Genomic DNA, 19,783 nt, shown 5'->3' with positions numbered 1-19,783 from the left:
TTCAGATTCAGGTAAGCCATCAGACCCAGAGATCTCCCTTCAAATCCCTCCCGGCTGTAACCGGGAATATGTCAGAGCGCCTCGTGGCGCACTCCGCCCACACCGCTTTACCGCCAAGACCGTCGTCGCGCACCCCCCAGCGGAGAGCCGTCATTTCGACGATTTTGAGCCCCCTGCCGGAGGAGGCCATATCCCGCGGCTCACGCACCTAGGGCGCGGTGTTCGATCCCTGGTCGATAACGTCGATGCGAGCCAACTGCCGAGCAGGCCGAGCGCGCCCGCACGAACCGGATCTTCGTCGCGGTGCCGATGTTCCTCGGCGGGCTGCTGCTGCTCGGCGGCCGGCTCGCCGACGTCTTCGGCGCGCGTTCCATGATGCTGACCGGTCTGGTGGTCTTCATCCTCGCCTCGCTGGCCAGTGGTTTGGCGCAAGACGAGAACCTGCTGATCAGTGGCCACCTCTGCCAGGGCATCGGGGCCGCGATGCTGTCACCGGCCGCGCTGCGTGCCCTCGCCGACATCTTCCACGGCACCGAACGCACGCCGCGCCAGATCTCCTCACGTTGAGCTCTTTCGAACTGCGGACACCGGTGGACCGCACCTGCTCCGAAAGCGCCCCTTTGCCGGTGCCCGATTCTGGGCCGCCGTCCTCGTTGGTATCGACCGCTCCTTCCTACTGGGAGGTGACATACGCACTTCGAAGTGCGTACTTCCCGTTGGAGAGCTACCCGCCGATAGTGAAGCAGGTCAACCGTCGAACCCCAGCTATGAGGAGCGGAACCATGAGCATCTCTACTTTCCGTACGGCCGCCGTCCGCACCCCGACCGGACCCGACTCGATTGAGATCATCAACGTTCCCGTCGTCGAGCCCGGGCCCGGTGAGGTCCGGGTGAGGATCGCCGCCGCGTCGGTCAATCCCGTGGACCTCGCGGTCGCTCGCGGCCTCTTCCATGCCATGGGGCTGGTCAACCAGCCCGAGCGTACCGGCCTGGGCTGGGACTTCTCCGGGACCGTCGTCGCGGCCGGCCCCGGCGTGGACCTGCGGGCCGGCACTCCGGTCGCCGGCCTGGTGGACGGCTTCGACCGCGACTTCGGCACCTACGCCGAACAGCTCGTCGTGCGGACCGCCGACATCGCCGTCGTTCCCGACGGGCTGGACTTGATCGCGGCGTCGACGGTACCGCTCAACGGGCTGGCCGCCGCCCAGATCGTCGATCTCCTCGGTGACGCACCCAGCGACGGCGACCAGTTGCTGGTGACCGGGGCGGCCGGCGCGGTCGGGGGGTACGTCGTCTCGCTCGCGCGGGAGCGCGGCTGGCAGGTGACCGGTCTGGCCAGAGCCGAGGACGAGGAGTTCATCCGTGGCCTGGGTGCCGGGTTCACCACGCACGCGGAGCCGGGCTGGGACGCGGTCGCCGACGGTGCGGCGCTGCAGGAGCGGGGCCTGGCCCTGGTTCGCGATGGCGGGGTCTTCGTCGGCGTCCAGCCGAGCGTCAAGCCGGCCGCGGAGCGCGGGATCACCGTACAGGTCGTGATCGCGCATCCCGACGGCGCTCGACTGGGCGACCTGCTCGCCCGCACCGCGTCCGGTGAGCTGCCGGCCCGCGTGCACGCGGTCATGCCGCTGGATCAGGTCGCCGAGGCTCACCGGGCCATGGCCAAGGGCGGCGTGCGCGGTCGCTACGTGCTCAAACCCTGACCAGCTCGTCCAGCCGCCGGGCACCGGGTGCCCACCCCGCCGCTGGAGTACTGACTGGATGCCGCGCGAACATGCCCGGTGCGGGCCGCGATGTGGATCTGCGAGAGAGCATACCCGGCGAATGGGACAGAATCGGTGCCGTGCAGTTCGGGATCCTTGGGTCGCTTGAGGTGCGGACGGCCGCCGGTGAAGCGGTCGCCGTGGGTGGGCCGCGCCCTCGGGCGCTGCTGGCGTTGCTGCTGCTCGACGCCGGGCGGCTGGTCAGCATGGAGCGGCTCATCGACGGTCAGTACGGCGACGACCCGCCCGCCGGGGCGGCCAACGCCATCCAGGCGCACGTCTCCCGGCTGCGCCGGAATCTGCCGGCCGGGTTGGTGGAGTTTCATGGCGCCGGTTATCGGCTGGCGGTGGAGACGGAGGACATCGACGCGCATCGGTTCGAGCGGCTGGCTCGCGATGGGCGGAGGCTGCTGGCCGCGGGACAGCACGAGCCTGCCGCGCGGGTGCTGAAGGAGGCGCTGGCGCTGTGGCGTGGGCCCGCCCTGGCCGATGTGGCCGACGCGCCGTTCGCCCCGCCACAGGTGGCGCGGTTGGAGGAGGCGCGGCTCGCGGCCAGGGAGGATCTGGCGGAGGCCGAGCTGGCCCTGCCCGGCGGGACCTCGGTCGCCGAGTTGCGCGAGCTGGTGGCGGCCCATCCGCTGCGCGAGCGGCCGCGCGGTCAGCTCATGCGGGCGTTGCACGCCTCCGGGCAGCAGGCCGCCGCGTTGGCGGTCTACGACGAGGTACGGCGGCTGCTGGCCGACGAGCTGGGGGCCGATCCTGCTCCGGAGCTGGCGGCGCTGCATCTGGCGATCCTGCGTGGCGAGGAGCGGCGGGAGCAGGCTCCCCGGCGGCGGGTGCCCGTACCGCTCAACCGGCTGGTCGGCCGGGAGGAGGAGCTGGCCAGGATCGCCGCGCTCGGCGACGCCCGGCTGATCACCATCGTCGGCCCCGGGGGCATGGGCAAGACGCGGCTCGCCGTCGAGGCCGTCCACCGGGCGGGTCCGGGCGGGGAGGTCGCCCACAGGACAGGTCCGGGTCAGGAGGTCATCCACCGGGCGGGTCCGGGCCGGGAGGTCGGGTTCGTCGATCTGTCGTCGGTCGACGACGGGCTTCAGGTGGCCCCGGCCGTGCTGGGCGCGCTCGGGCTGCGCGAGGCCGGGTTGCAGGTGCCCGCGCTGGACCGTCCCGACCCGGTGGACCGGCTCGTCGCCGCCCTCGCCGACCAGCCGTCGCTGCTCGTGCTCGACAACTGCGAGCACGTGGTGGCCGCCGCCGCCGAGCTGGTCCGGCGGCTGCTGGACGCCTGCCCCGGCGTCGCGATCATGGCGACCAGCCGGGAGCCGCTCGGGCTCACCGGCGAGATGCTGGTCCCCCTCGCGCCGCTCGCCGTGCCGCCGCCGGACACCGATCCCGCCGAGGCCCTCTCCTACCCGGCCGTACGGCTGTTCGCCGAGCGGGCCGCCGCCGTCCGGCCCGGGTTCACGACCGGTCCCGAGGTCATGGCGGTCTGCGCCGGGATCTGCGCCACGCTGGACGGCCTGCCGCTGGCCATCGAGCTGGCGGCGGCGCGGCTGCGTACGTTCACCCCGGCGGAGATCGCCGACCGCCTGAACGAGCATGGCCGCTTCAAGCTGCTCTCCCGCGGCGACCGTACGGCGGCGGCCAGGCACCGCACCCTCCACGCGGTGGTCGAGTGGAGCTGGAGCCTGCTCACCCCGCAGGAGCAGGAGGTGGCGAGGCGGTTCTCGGTGTTCGCGGGGGGAGCCTCGGTGGAGGCGGCCGAGTCCGTCTGCGGTGACGGCGACGTGCTGGCCGACCTGGTCGACAAATCGCTCATCGAGGCCGACGGCGGGCGCTACAGGATGCTGGACACGATCCGCCTGTTCTGCGCCGAGCGGCTGGCCGAAGCGGGAGAGCAGCGGCGGACCCGCGACGCGCACGCCGCCTGGTTCCTCGATCTGGCCCGGCGGGCCGACCCGTGGCTGCGGCGGGCCGAACAGCTCGACTGGCTGGCCCGCCTCTCCGCCGAGTACGACAACCTGCGGGCCGCGCTCCGGCACACCGTCGAGGACGATCCGGAGACGGCGTCGCGGCTGGTCGCGGCCCTGTCGGTGTACTCGTGGCTGAGCGGGCGGCGCGAACAGATCGCCTCGTCCGCGATGCGGCTGCTGCATCTGATGGGCGGCGAGCCGGTCGCGGGGCTGGAAGAGGAGTACGTCATGTGCGTGCTGCAGGCCGTACCGGAAGTGTCCCCCGAGTGGTGGGCGCGGGCCGTTGACACCATGATGACGACGCTGGACGGCGAGCTGCGGCACCCGTTCCTGGCCGTGCTGTGGGGCATGACGGCGGGCCCGGCCGACACGGTGACCACCCGGCACCGCGGGCGGCTGCTCGGCTCCGACCCGTGGAGCCGGGCCGTGTCCATGCTGGGAGAAGGGCTGATCCACCTGCACGGCGGCCAGGTGGCCGAGGGTGAGCGGCGGCTGGAGGAGACGCTGACCCGCTTTCGCGCCGTCGGCGAGCGCTGGGGGATGGCGCAGAGCTTCGAATGGCTGGCGATGATCGCGAGCCGGCGCGGCGACTGGGCGGCCGCCAGGCGGCTCTGGAACCAGGCCGTGGACCTGAACGGCCAGCTCGGCGCGGCGGACGAGCTGGTGGACGTGCTGTGCCGCAGGGCGGCGGGGCTGATGCGGGAAGGCGACCTGGACGCGGCCCGCGCCGATCTCGAACGCGCCACCGAGCTGGCCCGCCGGACGGGCATGTCGCGCGGGCTGCCGTTGCTGAACATGGCGTGGGGCGACCTGGCGCGATTCTCGGGTCGGTACGACGAGGCGCGGGCCCGCTACACCGCCGTACTAGACGCCGCCGTTACCGGCTCCTACGCGACCGAGGGCATGAGGCCATTCGCCTGTACCGCGCTAGGCCGGCTGGCCGCGGCCGAGGGAGATCTCACCGAGGCCAGGCGCAGGCACGGGGAGGCGCTGGAGCTGGCGCGCACGGTGGTGCCGACGGACGCGGCCGAGATCGCCGAGGGCCACGCGGGGCTGGCGCTGCTCGACGGGGCGGCTGAGCGGGCGGCGTACCTGCTGGGCGTGGGGGTGGCGCTGCGCGGTACGACCGTCGCGGGTGATCGGGACGTCGCCATGGTCGCCGCGGCGGCGACCGAGCGGCTGGGCGCGGACGTGTTCGCCGCCCACTTCGCCACGGGAGCCGCGCTGAGCGCCGACGAGGCGCTCTCCGCCCTCGTCGGCGGCTGAGAAATCAGCTGAGAAATCAGCTGAGGAAACGGCTGAGGAAACGGCTGAGCGGCGACAAGGCGCTGTCAGCCGGCGTCGGTCGAGAGGCCGCACTGTCAGCCGGTTGTCCTCAGGCTGTCAGCGCGCCCCGCGAGAGTCGGGGACATGCAGAACACCAACGTCCTCATCTCCGGTGCCAGCGTCGGCGGCCCCGCCCTCGGCTACTGGCTCGCCCGCTACGGCTTCCGCGTCACGATCGTCGAGAGGGCCCCTGACCTGCGCCCCGGCGGCCAGGCCGTCGACTTCAAGGGCGACATCCACATGACGGTCCTGCGCCGCATGGGCATCCTGGACGACGTGCGCCGGCTGCAGACCGGCGGCACCGACCAGGCCTTCGTCGACAAGCGCGGCCGGACGCTCGCGGTGATGCCCGGCGAGTTCAGCGGCGGCGAGCTGGAGATCCACCGCGGCGACCTGGCTCGCCTGCTCTACGACAGGAGTGTCAAAGCCGGCTGCGAGTACGTCTTCGGCGACTCGATCACCTCGCTCACCGAGACTCCCGGCGGGGTGCACGCCACCTTCGAGCGCTCCGCGCCCCGCACGTTCGACCTGGTGATCGGGGCCGACGGCATCCACTCGAACGTCCGGCGCCTGGTCTTCGGCCCCGAGTCGGACTACGTCGAGTTCCTCGGCCATTACTACGCCCTGGCCGAGGTGCCCGAGCGGTTCGGCGCGGACGCGCAGATGTACAACGAACCGGGCAGGATGGTCGCCGCCGGCGGTCCCAAGGCGTCGGCCTTCTTCGTCTTCGCCTCCCCGCGCCTCGACTACGACCGCTATGACACCGAGGCGATGAAGCGGGTCGTCCTCGACGCCTACGCCGGGATGGGGTGGCGGACGCCCGAGATCCTGGACGCGGTGCGCCGCACCGGCGACTTCTACCTCGACTCGATCAGCCGGGTGAAGATCGATCGGTACTCCCAGGGGCGGGTGGCGCTGCTGGGCGACGCGGCCTACGCCAACACGCTGGGCGGGTTCGGGTCAGGGCTGGCGCTGGTGGGGGCGTACGTGCTGGCGGGTGAGCTGGCGGCGGCCAACGGCGACCACCGGGTGGCGTTCCGGCGGTATGAGGAGGGCTTCCGCGAGTACGCCAAGGTCTCGGAGAAGGGGAACGCCGGTCCGTGGCTGGCGCCTCCGTCGAAGGGGCGGATCAGGATGCGCAACTGGATGTTCAAGGTGGGCTTCCTGCTCAAGCTCATGATGAAGATGACGGACGACTTCGCCGAGAACATCACCCTGAAGGACTACCCGTCGCTGGTCCGCGACCTGGCCAGGTGAGCGGGCACCGCGGTGAGAGCACGGCTGAGGGCCCCGTCGGGGGCCTCAGCCGTGGCGGGCGTCAGCAGCCGGACTGGTCCGTCGCCGTGCCCTTCTCGCAGGCCGACTTCTGGGCCCGGCCGCGGAGCTGCGCCAGCGGGGAGTCCCCGGCGGACCTGAGCTGCGCCTGCCGGCCGTCGGTCCCCAGGAGCTGGGCGGCGCGGTCCTCGTCCGTGAGGGGGGCGACGAGCGCCGCCCCCGGCTTCTCCTCGACGAACACCCCCTGGCCGATCGGGAGGTGCACGGACGCCTGGTACGCCTGCGCCTGCGGCGACGCCGCCCGCCGCTTGACCCGGTCCAGGGCGTTGTCCACGTAGAACAGGCCGCGGCCCGCCGTGCCGATCGACTGGCGCAGGCCGTCGAGCGTCGTGCCGGCGGGCTGCTCGACCCGGAGCCGGATCTGTCCCCCGGTGTAGCCGCGGCCGAGCTTGCCGGCGAGGACCTTGTCCACCTTGACCACGACGCTGGCCCAGCGGATCGCGGCCTCCGCGCTTTCGTAGGGCACGACCCGCGGCGTCGGCGAGTCGTTGTCCGAGGCGTACGCGATGCCCGGCTCCACGCCGACGACCGTGCCCTCGACCAGCGCGGCGGCCGGGCGGAAGGCGCCGGACGGCCGGGCGCCGGGGGTGATGTCCTCCAGGGAGTCGAAGAGGTACTGGCCCGTCCCACCCGCGTCCGTGTGGAGCTGAGACCAGAACGAGCGCTGCGGCTGCTGACCGGCCTGCGGGGCGGCCTGCGGGGCGGCCTCCGGTGCGCATCCGGTGAGCACGGCGGTGGCGCAGGCGGCGACGGACGTGAGGAGTTTGAGGTTTCGCATCGCCGGTCTCCTAGTAGCGGCCGTTGATGTGGGCGACATCATGCGCGCTGTATTTGATGATCTTGTGCGCTCCGGTCTTCAGGCACGACGTCGACTCGGTGGAGTGATCGAGCCCGACCGTGTGCCCGACCTCGTGACACGCCAGGGCCTGCCGCTGGGTCGCGGTCATCCAGTCGATGTCGGCCAGATCGTAGCGGACCTCGTACTGGTCGCAACGCCACGGCTGGCTGCTGTCGGCCGGGGCGATGGTCTTGACGCACTTCGAGTACGCGAACAGGTTGTAGCCCGTGCTGGAGCCGTCCCAGTCGAGGTCCCAGTGGTCGACGTAGTACTGGTCGAAGGACTCGACGTCGGTGCTCGGGTCCGCGGTGGTGTCGTGGGCCACGGTCATGTCGGTCTGGGAATCCAGGTTGAGCAGAGCGGCTTTCACCGCGGTCCTGGTACGGGTCTCCAGGGAGGCGTAGTTGTACCAGTGCTTGCCGTTGTCGGCGAAGGGGCAGCAGCCGTTGGCGCTGCCGAAGCCGTTGGCGCTGGCCGGAGGCGCGGCGGTGGTGGTGATCGCGGCCGCGAGGATGATCGCTGGCAGGAGCTTTCGGTATGACATGTCATCCGTAAATTGAGGGTAAAGGACGTCCGGATATCCTGCCGGGTGCTTAAGCGGGGATCAACTCGGGTCATCCCCTTCGCCGCACAGCACCGGGTGGGACTCAGCGGCCGAACTTCCAGCCCGGCGGGAAGATGAGCGCCCGCAGGCCGTGTCCCTCCAGCTTGCTCGCCCACTCCTCCGGCGTCGTCATGATCTCGCCGTCGCCGTCCAGGGCGCTCTTGACCGGCGTGTAGCCGAACCCCGAGCCGAACAGCCGCGCCGCCAGCTCGCCGCCCCGCGTGGCGGGACCGGGCAGGCCCAGCTTGGCCACGTCGTAGCCGAGGATGTAGCCAGTGTTCCCGGCGACGATCCCGCCGAACTCCCCGGCGTTCTGGCCCGCCGACCTCGTCGGCTGACCGTGGGCGGCGTCGCTCACCGCGTCCAGCGTGAGCGCCCCGGCGGCGTAGGCGGGGCCGTCGATGGCGGCGTAGTTGAGCGTGGTCAGCACGTACTTCGGCAGGCAGATCTGCAGGATCCGGCCGACGTTGACGCCGAAGACGGCCTTGACCGTCTGGGCCAGCTTCACCAGCCGGGCCATCTGGGCGGCGGCCATCGCCTGCGCCACGCCGTACAGCATGGTCGTGAACGGCTGGAAGCAGACCAGCCACAGGAGCTGCACGATCGCCTTGTCCAGCTCGGCGAGCTGCTTGCGCACCCCCTCCACCAGGTCGGCGTACGCGTCGCAGCCGGCGGCGAGCACCCGGCAGTCCTTGGCGAACGCGGCGGGGAAGCCCATGATCCGCAGGATGTAGAGCTGGGCGAAGGCGTCCACCCCCTGGCCGCCGTTGTTGTTCCACACCGAGGCGGCGGCGCTGTCGGCCATCCCGGCGACGCCGCCGGTGTGGCCGTGCGGGGGAGCCTGCTCCGGGCCGGTCAGGTCGTCGGCCAGCTCGCGGAAGGCGGCGGCCGCCTTGCGCAGCTCCGCCGGGTCGATCTCCGGCGCGGTGACGCCGGCGTAGCTGCGCAGGGCGACCATCGTCCCGGCGGAGGCCAGCAGCAGGGTCGTCATCAGGGTGGCGGGTGACAGGACCCTGGCCCCGCTCAGGGCCGTCGGCGACAGCATCGGCCTGATGGGGATCACGGGGTGTCCTCCACTGGCCAGCTGTAGACCGGCACGTCCGCGATCTTGATGTCGTCGGCTATGCCCCAGTCGACGGTGGCCACGTTGCGGCGCATGGTCAGGATGCCTTCGGCGATGTCCCCGTACACGGCCGCGAAGTCCTCGATCATGCCGAGCATCTCGTCGCGCTTCGGCTTGTACCACTCGACGAACGCCTTGTCGGCCGGCTCGTTCACCGGCCAGCCGCCCAGCGCGCCCAGCGCGTCGGCGGCCTTCCCGACGGCCCGCCGCACCGCCGCGGACGCGTCGTCGAAGGCGGGCGCCGCGTGCTTCCTGAGCTGATCGTGATCGATGTCGAGGGGCGGCCGTGACGGCCCGTCAGGAGAGGCTTCTGCCATCGGTCACCGTTAATCGCGAGGACGGGGTCGTCATGCGATCATGCTCACGGTCCGATATATCCGAAATGTCTCTCTGTCGTTACGATCCCATCTACGCTTTTCCGACATCCGGCGTTCACCGGGTGTTCGCCCGGGAACGCCGTGTCAGGACTCGCATCAAGGGGTCTCAACGGCGGCGAACCGGGCCCCGACCCAGGCGAGGATGTCGGGCATGGCGCCGTCGTCGATGCCCATCGCGGTGCCGTAGGTGTCATGTTCGAGCCCGTCGTACACGCGGTAGGTGACGTGCGAGCCTGTGGCGCGGAGGCGGGCGGCGACCTGGGCGTTGATCGGCTCAGGGGTGACGGTGTCGGCACCGCCTTGCAGGAACAGCACCGGGCCGGCGACGCGCTTCCAGCCGAGGCTGTTGTCGCGCAGGTATCGGGTGAAGCGCGGGTCGCTGGAGTAGCCCGGTTGGACCAGTGCCGAGCCGGTCAGATCTCCGTATACCGCGGTGGCCACGCCCAGGCAACCGTTCCGGGCGGCGTCCAGGCGGGACAGGGCGGCGGGGGTCAGCATACGTCCGACGTCGATCTTCGGATCGCTGTAGGCGGCGCCCTGCGCGAGCAGCGGGGCGAACCCGCCGTACGGGACGGTCGTGGCGACGTGGGCGGCCAGCGCGGGCAGGTCGGCGGCGGGCGAGGTGACGACCACGCCCCGGTAGCCCGGCTCGGGGCGCGTCACCTGGCGTTCGGCGAAGCCGAGTGCGGCGCCGCCGCCCTGGGAGTGGCCCCACAGCACCCAGTCGCCCGACAGGTCCGGAACCGCCTGGCGCGCGGACCGCACCGCCCCGGCGATGTCCTCCGCCTCGGCGGTCTTGTTCACCAGTTCCGGACGGCCGGTCGTGCCCAAGCCCGCGTAGTCCGGGGCGACGACCGCGTACCCCTGCTCCAGGAAGCGGACCATCTGGTTTCCGTGGTACAGGTCGCGCATCAGCGACGGCGCGCAGTCCACGGCGATGCCGCTGGCGCCGTGCGCGTCCACGACCACCTTCCAGCCGCCCGCCGGGCGCGGGCGGTCCTGCGGCACCAGGACGACGCCGGAGACCGCCACGTCCCGGCCCCGGGAGGTACGGGAGTGGTACAGCACGCGGACGGCCTTGACCGGCTTGTTCTCCACCACGTAGTCGGAGGTGGCCGCCGCGCGGATCAGGGTTCCGCTCGGCGCCCACGGCAGTGGGTCGGGAGCGTCGTAGAAGGGGGTGCGAGGCAGGGCGTTCTGCCGCTGGGCGGTCCAGGCCCAGTCGATCTGGCAGGCCTGGTCGCAGGTGTCGGCGTTCGCTCGCGGGCCCGTGGCGGGCGCGGTGGCCAGGACGGCGCCGACCGCGATGACCGCCGAGAGCCGGCGAGCTCCGGCCAGGAAGGCATGACGAATAGACCTCATGGGAGGCTCCTGTTTCAAAAGGGGTGGCTCAGCCGCCGATCCGGCCCGGCGTCGCGCTTAGCCGACGGGGCGGCCGTCGACCAGCTTTCCGCTGGGTCCATAGACGAAGTCGGTGGTGGTGTCCATGATGAACTCCATCGGGAAGCCCAGGTCGATAGAGGCGGCCTGCTCCAGCCGCCGCACCGCCTCTTCGGGCAGTTCCAGGTCGATGGCGGCGAGGTTGTCGGTCAGCTGGTCCAGGGTGCGGGCGCCGAGGATCGGGTGGATCCAGGGCCGGTGCGCCCGCGTCCACGCGATGGCGACCTGCGAGGAGGAGACACCGAGCTCGTCGGCCACGGCGTCCACCGTGCGCGCGATGCCCAGGTCACGTTCGGAGATGGTGGCGCGGTCGACCCGGGACGGACCGTCGGCACCGGACCGGGTGAACTTGCCGGACAGGACGCCGCCGGCCAGGGGCGACCACGCGGCCACCGACAGCTCCAGCGCGGCGGCCATGGGCAGCAACTCGCGCTCGATGTCGCGTTTGACCAGGCTGTAGGGCAGCTGGAGGCCGGCGAACGGCGTCCAGCCGCGGAACTCGGCGATGGTGTTCGCGCGGGAGATCAGCCAGGCGGGCGCGTCGGAGATCCCGACATACAGCACCTTCCCGGCCCGTACGAGATCGTCCAGAGCCCGCATGGTCTCCTCGATGGGCGTGCTGGGGTCCCAGATGTGCACCCACAGCAGGTCGATGTAGTCGGTGCCCAGCCGGCGCAGGCTGGCCTCGACCGAACGGACCAGGTTCTTGCGGTGGTTGCCGCCGGCGTTGGGGTCGGTGCCGTCCATGGTCAAGGTGTACTTCGTGGACAGGACGAAGCGGTCGCGGTCGGTGCCGAGCAGTTCGCCGACGATCTGCTCGCTGCTGCCCTCGGTGTAGCGGTTGGCGGTGTCGATCACGTTCCCGCCGGCTTCGGCATAGGCGGCGAACATCTTGCGGCACTCCTCGATGGAGGCGCCCCATCCCCAGTCCTGCCCGAAGGTCATCGTGCCAAGGAACGCCTCAGACACCCTCAAACCGGTGCGACCAAGCAGTCGGTATCGCATCACAGATCTCCTTCACATTCGCGCCAGTTGGCGACGCGAAGGAACCTATCGACCGTGGTCGGCATCCGTATTGCACGTTCTTGCCCCGCCACTTGCCCTGCCCGGGGTCAGCGCGAGGTCCAGGTCGTGCCTCGATAGGTCGACTGATATATGGCCGGGGTCATCCCATAGGCTCGCGCGAACACCCGGGTCAGGTGGGGTTGGTCGTGGAATCCCGTCTCGTACGCGACCTCGGCGATCCCCGCGCCGCGCCGGAGCAGCTCCCTGGCCCGATCCAGCCGCAGCCGCAGGTGCAGCTTGTGCGGCGGGAGGCCGAACCGCGCCGTGCACGCGCGGACGAGCCGATACTTGCTGAGGTCCGCGATCGCGCTGAGCTCGTCCAGCGTCACGTTGCGGGAGAGGTTCGCCCGCAGATACTCGCGTACGAGCTCGGGGGCCCGCTGCCTGGTGTCCCTTCCGCCCTCGGCATCGTAGGCGTGCCGAGCCAGCGCGGCGACGAACTCCAGCACCCCCGTCTCCTGCCGCAGCGCCGAACCGGCTTGCCCCGGCGGCAGGTAGAGAGAGCTGTGTACGGACCGGAAGCGGTCGGCCAGCCCGCCGTCCCGGATCACCGGGTCCCCGTAACGCACGGCATCAGGCGCGGCGACCTCGGCGATCAAGGACGGCGACACGCACATGATCTGCCAGTGCGCCGACCCGGGATCGTCCGGCTGCCCGGAATGGGCGTCGTCCGGATGGAGAGCGAGCAATTGGCCGGGAGCGGCATGGAATGTCGTGCCACGTCTGCGTACGGTGAAACCGGAGTCGAGCACGAGAACCACTTTGAGCTCTTCATGCACATTGCCGCTGTAGGACTGCGCCTGCCCATCCACGACCACGACGTCCGGCACGTCCTCGGACACCCGTGGATCCTCTAACTGAGCCACACCTGACACGGCCACAACCTTAGCCAACGGCACTTTGATCGCAGGATCCGCAGGTTTCTGGATCTCATCGCATACTGGGAGAATCTCCATGACAGGCGACGGGACCGGAGGACCGATGGCCGAACGACCCGGCGGGGCACGTGCGGAGGAGCCTGCGGTCAAGCGCAGGAGGCCCCGTGCGGGTAGCGGGGAGTCGCTCGGCGACCAGGCGTACGAGCACATTCGCGCCGCGATCCTCCAGGGTAGATACCGGCCCAACCAGCGGCTTCCGGAAGACGAGGTGGCGGCGCGGCTCAACAGCAGCCGCACTCCCGTACGCGTCGCGCTGATGCGGCTGGTCGATCAGGGGCTGGTCGTCCGGGAGCGGCAGGGCTGGGTGGTGCGCGAGCACACTCCGGACGAGATCCGCGAGATCTACGAGGTGCGGTGCGCCCTTGAGTCGATGGCCACCGGGCTGGCCGCCGTACGCGCGTCCGAGGAGCAACTGGACACGATCGCCGCGTTCTACGACGGGCCGATGGCGGACTTCATCCAGCGCCCGCGCGCCGAGCTGGGGCGGATGAACCGCGACTTCCACGAGGCCATCGTGCGGGCCTCGGGCAACGGCCGGCTGCTGGACGAATGGCTGCGCAACCGCGACTTCGGCATCACCTACAACATGGCCGTCCTCTTCACTCCGGACGAGGTGGTCACCTGCGTGGCGGGCCATCAGCGCATCGTCGAGGCGCTGACGAACCGCGACCGTGAGGGCGCGGAGCGGCAGGCGCGGATCCATGTCGAGGACGTCCAGGCCGCGGCCAGCCGCCGGCTCGACGCCCTGCAAACGTCCACTGGACTTTACCTGTCCTGAAGGCCCGGTCACGGCGATGAGCGGAGATGGGTGCGCTCTCCGTCGTGCTCCAGGATGGTCAGGATCTCGGCCGGGCCGTCGTGGGCGCCGAAGGCGTGGGGGATCATGGTCGAGAACTCCGCCGCCTGACCGGCCTCGACCACGATGGTCCGCTCCCCCAGCAGCAGTACGACGGCTCCCGACAGAACGGTGAACCAGTCCCTGCCAGGGTGGACCTTCAGCTCGGCGGGGTCCCGCGGGGGCGGCTTGGTGAGGCGCATCTTGGCCACGGTCATGCCGTTCGGCCCCGGCTCCCGGCTCAGCGTCCAGATGGTCATCCCCCGCGCCTCGTTGCGCTGGGGCCTGATCACCACATCGTCGTCGGTGACCGACTCCACGAGGTGGTCGAGAGTGGTCTCCAGGGCGCGGGCGATCGCGGTCAGCTGGTCGAGGCTGATGCGCCGGTGGCCCGTCTCGATCCGGCTCAGGGTGGACGGGCTGAGGTAGCAGCGGGCCGCCAGGTCGTCGAGTGACCAGCCGCGGGCCGTACGCAGTCCCCTGATCCGCTTGCGGACCAAGCCGTCGAGGTCTCCGTCTTGCTTCATACGCAAGACCTTATGCCAGAAGGGCAAGAGGGACATAGTCTCCGAACATGGCAACCCACCACGACCACTCCACGGCCGGATCCGACGACGCCGTGATGACCGAACTCCTGGACCTCGACGCGGAGGTGCTGCACGCGTACCTGTCCGAGGTGACCGCCTGGGTCCACCAGCTCGCCGGCGACCCGGCCCCCAGCCATCTCCTCGACCTCGGCAGCGGAACCGGCACCGGCACGTTCGCCCTGCTGGAGCGCTTCGAGAAGGCCGAGGTGACGGCGCTGGACATGTCCGCGCCCTATCTGCGCCACCTCCGGAACAAGGCCGAGGAACGGGGCGTGGCCCACCGTGTCCGCACCGTTCAGGCGGATCTGGACGCGGCCTGGGCCGATCTCGACCCCGTCGACCTGGTGTGGGCGGCCTCGTCCTTGCACCACATGGCGGACCCGGTCCGCACGCTCACCGACGTCCGCGCGGCCCTTCGCCCCGGCGGACTGCTGGTGGCGGTCGAGCTCGACTCCTTCCCGCACTTTCTGCCCGACGACCTCGGCATCGGCCGCCCCGGACTCGAAGCGCGCTGCCGCGCCGTGATGGCCGAGGAGCGCAGCGCCCGGCTCCCGCATATGGGCGCCGACTGGGGCCCACTCCTGACCCGGGCCGGGTTCACCGTCGAGACCGAACGGGTCTTCACCGTCGACCTGACGCCACCTCTGCCGGCCTCCACCGGCCGCTACGCCCAGTTGGCCCTGCGACGCCTGCGAACCGGGCTGGGCGAGCGGCTGAGCGCCGACGACCAGGCCGCACTCGACGTCCTTCTCGACGACGAAAGGCCCGACGGCATCCTGCGGCGGGGCGACCTCCATGTCCGCACCACGAGGACCGCCTGGGCGGCACGACGCCCATAGCCGATTGACCCGACACGCTCCCGGACAGGTCGGGAGCGTGTTCGTGGCCCATCCGGTAACGGCCGGAAACAGAGCTGAAACACCCTCTTGAGCAATTGGATCCAAGTTTGTACCCTACGTTGCATGCAATCTTCGAAGCGCTCCTCGTCGGTCGGCCCGCGGACTGAGGCGATCATCACGACGGAGCCCGGCGATGCCGCCCGTGGCGCGGTGCTCCTGCCGTCGCTGCCCGGCAGGCCCGAATTGACCCCCGAAACCGCCCAGGTGATCGAGGAGGTACCGGGCTACCTGGGCGTACCGTTCGTCAGCCCGATCTTCCAGGCGCTCGCGAACTACCCCGACTACCTCGTCCCGGCCTGGAACCGGTTCAAGCCCGTCATCGGGTCACCCGAGTTCAAGCAGGCCGCGGCGGGGCTGGGCGTGCCGGCCGGGCTGCTGCCCGCGCCGGAGGAGTCGTCGGCGGCCGATGACATCCGCCGTTACACGATCACGTTCCACCGGCTGCTGCCCGAGATCCTCCTGCTGGCCTCGTGCTGGTACCGGGGGCTGACCGCAGGCGCCTCCGCGGCCCTCGCGCTCGACGGCACCACCCCCGATCCGGGCCCGCGTGGTGTCGCCCCTGAAGCGGTCAACATCGTGCCGGACGGGACTCCGCCCGGCGAGGAACTGGCGCGGGTGTACGAGGAGATCCGCGCCGTGCACGGTCATCCCCGGGTGCTGAGCTACTACCGCGCGATCGGCGGCTTCGTGCCACAGGTGTGGCGGCGGCTGGAGCCGATCGCCCGCAGCGCGGAGTACGCCGCGGCGCGCGAGCGGGTACTGGCCGACGCCGCCGCCGCGGCCGCCCGCCTGCCCGTCCCGGTGATCGACACGGCTCACGCGCACGAGGTGGCGGCCGTTCTCGCGGTGTTCCGGGTCCGGCTGATCCCCTCGCTGCTGCTCGACACGGCGGTCGTTCTCGCGCTTGTGGGGGAGAACACGGCGATCGTCACCACCTGACCCTCAAGCCGTGGGGCACTGGCCGGGGCTCGGGATAATCGTTCGCCCTGACCGAAACGCCGCTGACAGGATCCACGCCATGCCTGCCTTCTCCGCACCTGACGGAACCACCCTGGCCTACCACGTGTTCGGAGCGGGCACCCCGCTGATCTGCCTGCCGGGCGGCCCGATGCAGGACGCCGACTATCTCGGCGAGCTCGGCGGCCTGTCGGCGCATCGACAGCTGATCATGGTGGACCCTCGGGGCACCGGCCGGTCCGCGACCCCGGAGGACGCCACCTCCTACCGCTGTGACCGGCTGGTCGACGACGTCGAGGCACTGCGCCAGCACCTCGGTCTTGACCGGATCGACCTGCTCGCGCACTGCGCCGGCGCGAACCTCGCGGCCCTGTACACGGCCCGGCATCCGCGACGCGTGGGCAAGCTCGCGCTGATCACGCCGAGCCCTTTCGCCGTCGGTCTCGCGGCCACCGGTGAGGCCCGGCTGGAGGTCGCGCGGCTGCGCGAGAACGAGCCCTGGTTCGCGACCGCCTTCGCGGCTCTTGAGGCGATCATGGGCGGCAAGGCCACCGGCGACAGCTGGACGGCCATCGACCCGTTCTTCTACGGCCGGTGGGACGCTGCCGCGCAGGCCCACCACGCCGCCCAGGAGGGTCATCGAAACGACGAGGCCGCCGCGGTCTTCGGTGCCGAGGGCGTCTACGACCCGGCCGCCACCCGCGCGGCGCTGGCCGCGTTCGACGCGCCCGTGCTGCTGCTGGCCGGCGAGGTCGATCTGAACACGCCTCCGAGCGTCGTGGCCGAGTACGCCGGGCTGTTCCCCGACGCCGAGTTCGTCGTTCAGCCGCGAGCGGGCCACTTCCCGTGGGTCGACGACGCCGACCGGTTCGTGACGACGACCGCGACGTTCCTGAGCTGACGATCCTGGGCTGAAAACCGCGGCGTCGCCCGCCCCCCTCTGATGATCGGTCAGGCGCCGACAGCCCCTGTCAGCGAAAAGCAAGGCCCGTCGGCCACCCTCCTATGGAGCGGCGCCGGACTTCGGGAGGTAGTGCCATGGGGGCGGACGCGACCATTCTGCGCGACCTCGTGACCGACGAGCTGGCCCGGTCCGGCGAGGGCGGCTGGGCGATCGAGGCGGCCGATTTCTGGTGCCGGGTCACTCCCGACGGCTATCCGATGCCCGATCAGGGATGGAAGCTGCACGTCTCCGCCACGATGCTGTCGGCCCCCTTCGTGCTGGCCCAGGTCGCCCGGGTGCTCATCGAGGCGGGTTGCGCCTTCAAGTTCCCCGACCGGCTCGGCGACTACTGGGAGCTGCTCGCCCCGCACTGCGCGCGGGCGCAGGCGGGCAAGTTCGTGACCGCCTACCCGACCAGTGACGCCGAATCGGTACGCCTGGCCGCCCTCCTCGACGAGGCCACCAGAGGGCTGCCGGGCCCGGCGATCCTCTCCGACCGGCCCTACCGCGCGGGCGGCCTCGTCCACTACCGCTATGGCGCCTACTCCGGGCACCGGACGCTGGGCAACGACGGGTTCTACGAGGTACGGCTGTGCGCTCCGGGAGGGCAGCTGGTCCGCGACGAACGGGCGGCCTCCTTCACCCCGCCGAGCTTCGCGGCCTGCCCGTTCCCCGAACCAGCGAAAAGGGCCACAAAAGGGACGTCTGCGGTCATGCTCAACGACCGGTTCGTGGTGCGGGAGGCGATCAGACACGCCAACAGGGGCGGCGTGTACATCGCCGAAGACACAAAGACCGGCCGCGAGGTCGTCATCAAGGAGGGTCGCCCGCATGCCTCCTCCGACCTCAGCGGCCGGGACGCCAAGGACCGGCTGGCTCTCGAACGTTCGGCTCTCGACGACCTCGCCACCACCGGCGGCGTGCCGGCCGTCGTAGACGCCTTCGAGCAGGGCGGCCACGCCTTCCTCGCGGAGGAGCTGGTGCCGGGCCAGACCGCGCACCGATGGACGGAGGCGCACGCGACGCCACTCGGCCGGGACGGCTTCGGCTGCCCGGCCGAGCAGGTCGTACCGGTCGTCGCACGCCTGGTCGCCCTGCTGCGGCAGGTGCACGACCAGGGCTACGTCTTCCGGGACCTCTCCCCCGGCAATGTCATGATCCTGCCCGACGGCCAGATCCGGCTCGTCGACCTGGAGTACGCGGCCAAGCAGGACAGCACCGTCATGATCGGCGGCACCCCCGGCTATCTCGCGCCGGAGCTGGCGCCGTACTCCGGAGCCTTCCGCCAGGCGCCCACGGCGGCGGCGGATCTCTACAGCCTCGGCGCGCTGGTGTACTTCCTCGCGGTCGGCGCCGAGCTCGGCCTGGCGGAGGACGAGGAGGCCGGCCCGGCTTGGGGCGCCCGCGCCGGCGACCTCCTGGCCAGGGTCGCCGAGGGCAACCCCGCTCTGGCGGTGCTCCGGCCCATGGTGGCGGGCCTGCTCGCCGAGCCCGAGGACCGCTGGACGCTCGACGCCTGCGCGCGCTTCCTGGCCAAGCGCCAAGAGCCCCTCGCGCGACGCGTTCTTCCGTCTCGCGTGAGCGCGGACGACCTGGTCGCCGACGGGCTCGCCTGGCTGGCCGAGACCATGGACGACCGCCCCGGCAGCCCGTCCCCCTGGCCCAACATCACCTATGGACTCGAAGCCGACCCCTGCGCGGTGAGCGCCGGCGCGGCCGGCATCCTCCCGGTCCTCCCGCCCGAACAGGCCGACACCGTCTCGCGCTGGCTCCGCCGCCGCCTCGACGAGGAGGACGTCTGGCCGTCCGGGCTCTACGCCGGGCGATCCGGCTCTCTCTGGGCGTTGTACGAGGCGGCGCGGGACGCGGAGTCGAGGGACTTCGCGGTGCGGGCCGCGTACCGGCTGCCGACCGACCATCCCAGCCCCGACATGACCCACGGCCTGGCCGGGTGCGCGATGGCCACCCTGCGCCTGGCCATCCGCGCGGACGACGCCGCGCTGCGCGAGCGGGCCGCGCGGATGCTTCAGAACCTGCACGACGCGCGGGCCTCCCTTGAGGGGCGCCCGCAATGGCTGACACCGGCCTCCCATGACTCCAGCCTCGCCGGCACCAACCACTTCGGCTTCGCCCACGGCCTGGCGGGAATCGGCACCGCCCTGCTCTACGGGGGCGTCGCCTTCGGCCAGGCGGAGTGGCTGGAGACCGTGCGCGAGGTGGCACACACGTTCTACGCGCACGCCGATGTCGAACGGGGTGCGGCCTGGTGGCCGTACCGGCGTGACGAGCCCGAGTCCGTACGACCGCGCCGCCCCCACTGGTGCAGCGGATCGTCGGGCGTCGGCTCGTTCCTCATCCGCTACTGGCACGCCACGGGCGACCCGATCGCGCTGGAACTCGCCGAGCAGGCGGCGGTCGCCGTACACCGGACGAGGTGGCAGTCGGGCTCGGTGCTGTGCCACGGCCTGCCGGGCGAAGGCGACTTCCTGCTCGACATGGCCGAATTCACCGGAGACGCGCGATACCACCGATGGGCGGAGGATCTGGCCACCTGCCTGACGGGGCGGGCCGTCAAGCGCGCGGGCAAGCTGCACGTGCCCGACCGCCTGGGCCGGATCCTGCCGACCTACCTGGGCGGGACCGCGGGCGTCCTCGCCTTCCTGCTGCGCCTGCGTCATGGACATCCGCGCCTGTGGATGCTCGACGACGTCATCGGGCGCCCAGCCCATGAGCTCACCGCGCTTCGGGCGCGGTGATACCTGAAGGAACGGAACCAGATCAAC

The 19,783-nt window shown here is 71.2% G+C and carries 17 protein-coding genes; 9 read left to right on the top strand and 8 right to left on the bottom strand.

All coding sequences use genetic code 11. From position 1 onward, the window contains the following. Nucleotides 1-309 precede the first annotated feature (309 nt). The 4 genes from ACIBO2_RS40595 to ACIBO2_RS40580 all read left to right on the top strand — a co-directional run bounded on the left by ACIBO2_RS40595 (nt 310) and on the right by ACIBO2_RS40580 (nt 6,316). A complete protein-coding gene (locus ACIBO2_RS40595) occupies nt 310-567 on the top strand; it encodes an MFS transporter (protein ID WP_397303818.1) in 258 nt (85 codons plus the stop codon). 215 nt (nt 568-782) lie between these two features. After that, nucleotides 783-1,700: an NADP-dependent oxidoreductase gene (locus tag ACIBO2_RS40590; protein WP_397303802.1), complete on the top strand. Its 918-nt coding sequence runs from the start codon at nt 783-785 to the stop codon at nt 1,698-1,700. 140 nt (nt 1,701-1,840) lie between these two features. After that, nucleotides 1,841-4,999: a BTAD domain-containing putative transcriptional regulator gene (locus ACIBO2_RS40585; protein WP_397303800.1), complete on the top strand. Its 3,159-nt coding sequence runs from the start codon at nt 1,841-1,843 to the stop codon at nt 4,997-4,999. Nucleotides 5,000-5,143: 144 nt separating this feature from the next. Continuing rightward, nucleotides 5,144-6,316 carry an FAD-dependent monooxygenase gene (locus ACIBO2_RS40580; protein ID WP_358535787.1) on the top strand — a complete coding sequence of 391 codons (1,173 nt, stop codon included), beginning with the start codon at nt 5,144-5,146 and terminating at the stop codon, nt 6,314-6,316. Between the two features lie 61 nt (nt 6,317-6,377). On the opposite strand, the gene ACIBO2_RS40575 is transcribed toward ACIBO2_RS40580, so the two are convergent. From ACIBO2_RS40575 to ACIBO2_RS40545, 7 genes are all read right to left on the bottom strand, one after another. Then, complete coding sequence (locus tag ACIBO2_RS40575) at nt 6,378-7,172, bottom strand: hypothetical protein (protein ID WP_397303798.1); 795 nt, start codon at nt 7,170-7,172, stop codon at nt 6,378-6,380. Between the two features lie 10 nt (nt 7,173-7,182). Then, on the bottom strand, nt 7,183-7,776 hold the full coding sequence (locus tag ACIBO2_RS40570; protein ID WP_358535783.1) for a matrixin family metalloprotease: 594 nt from the start codon (nt 7,774-7,776) through the stop codon (nt 7,183-7,185). A 103-nt stretch (nt 7,777-7,879) separates the two neighbouring features. After that, nucleotides 7,880-8,899 carry a hypothetical protein gene (locus ACIBO2_RS40565; RefSeq protein WP_397303796.1) on the bottom strand — a complete coding sequence of 340 codons (1,020 nt, stop codon included), beginning with the start codon at nt 8,897-8,899 and terminating at the stop codon, nt 7,880-7,882. Continuing rightward, nucleotides 8,896-9,276: a hypothetical protein gene (locus ACIBO2_RS40560; RefSeq protein WP_358535779.1), complete on the bottom strand. Its 381-nt coding sequence runs from the start codon at nt 9,274-9,276 to the stop codon at nt 8,896-8,898. Before ACIBO2_RS40560 ends, ACIBO2_RS40565 begins: the two co-directional genes overlap by 4 nt. A 156-nt stretch (nt 9,277-9,432) precedes the next feature. Then, nucleotides 9,433-10,698, bottom strand: coding sequence for an alpha/beta hydrolase (locus ACIBO2_RS40555; RefSeq protein WP_397303794.1), 1,266 nt, complete (start codon nt 10,696-10,698; stop codon nt 9,433-9,435). 57 nt (nt 10,699-10,755) lie between these two features. Further along, nucleotides 10,756-11,781, bottom strand: coding sequence for an aldo/keto reductase (locus ACIBO2_RS40550; protein WP_358535775.1), 1,026 nt, complete (start codon nt 11,779-11,781; stop codon nt 10,756-10,758). 107 nt (nt 11,782-11,888) lie between these two features. Continuing rightward, entirely contained in the window at nt 11,889-12,683 is a 795-nt protein-coding gene (locus ACIBO2_RS40545) for a helix-turn-helix domain-containing protein (protein ID WP_397303792.1), read from the bottom strand. 139 nt (nt 12,684-12,822) lie between these two features. Between ACIBO2_RS40545 and ACIBO2_RS40540 the strand changes: the two genes are divergently transcribed. Then, a complete protein-coding gene (locus tag ACIBO2_RS40540) occupies nt 12,823-13,557 on the top strand; it encodes a GntR family transcriptional regulator (RefSeq protein WP_358535771.1) in 735 nt (244 codons plus the stop codon). 8 nt (nt 13,558-13,565) lie between these two features. On the opposite strand, the gene ACIBO2_RS40535 is transcribed toward ACIBO2_RS40540, so the two are convergent. Continuing rightward, on the bottom strand, nt 13,566-14,141 hold the full coding sequence (locus ACIBO2_RS40535; RefSeq protein ID WP_357947562.1) for an XRE family transcriptional regulator: 576 nt from the start codon (nt 14,139-14,141) through the stop codon (nt 13,566-13,568). A gap of 47 nt (nt 14,142-14,188) precedes the next feature. On the opposite strand from ACIBO2_RS40535, the gene ACIBO2_RS40530 reads away from it, so the two are divergent. The 4 genes from ACIBO2_RS40530 to lanL all read left to right on the top strand — a co-directional run bounded on the left by ACIBO2_RS40530 (nt 14,189) and on the right by lanL (nt 19,756). After that, nucleotides 14,189-15,040, top strand: a complete 852-nt coding sequence (locus tag ACIBO2_RS40530) for a class I SAM-dependent methyltransferase (protein WP_397303790.1) — start codon at nt 14,189-14,191, stop codon at nt 15,038-15,040. Nucleotides 15,041-15,163: 123 nt separating this feature from the next. Beyond that, nucleotides 15,164-16,039 carry a hypothetical protein gene (locus ACIBO2_RS40525; protein ID WP_397303789.1) on the top strand — a complete coding sequence of 292 codons (876 nt, stop codon included), beginning with the start codon at nt 15,164-15,166 and terminating at the stop codon, nt 16,037-16,039. A gap of 79 nt (nt 16,040-16,118) precedes the next feature. Continuing rightward, entirely contained in the window at nt 16,119-16,958 is an 840-nt protein-coding gene (locus ACIBO2_RS40520) for an alpha/beta hydrolase (RefSeq protein ID WP_358535765.1), read from the top strand. A 137-nt stretch (nt 16,959-17,095) separates the two neighbouring features. Continuing rightward, entirely contained in the window at nt 17,096-19,756 is a 2,661-nt protein-coding gene (lanL, locus tag ACIBO2_RS40515) for a class IV lanthionine synthetase LanL (protein ID WP_397303787.1), read from the top strand. Nucleotides 19,757-19,783 lie beyond the last annotated feature (27 nt).

The organism is Nonomuraea sp. NPDC050022, from assembly GCF_044460705.1.
Classification (GTDB): domain Bacteria; phylum Actinomycetota; class Actinomycetes; order Streptosporangiales; family Streptosporangiaceae; genus Nonomuraea.
Note: the sequence above shows the minus strand (reverse complement) of the source record. Positions and strands in the feature narration are given on the sequence as shown.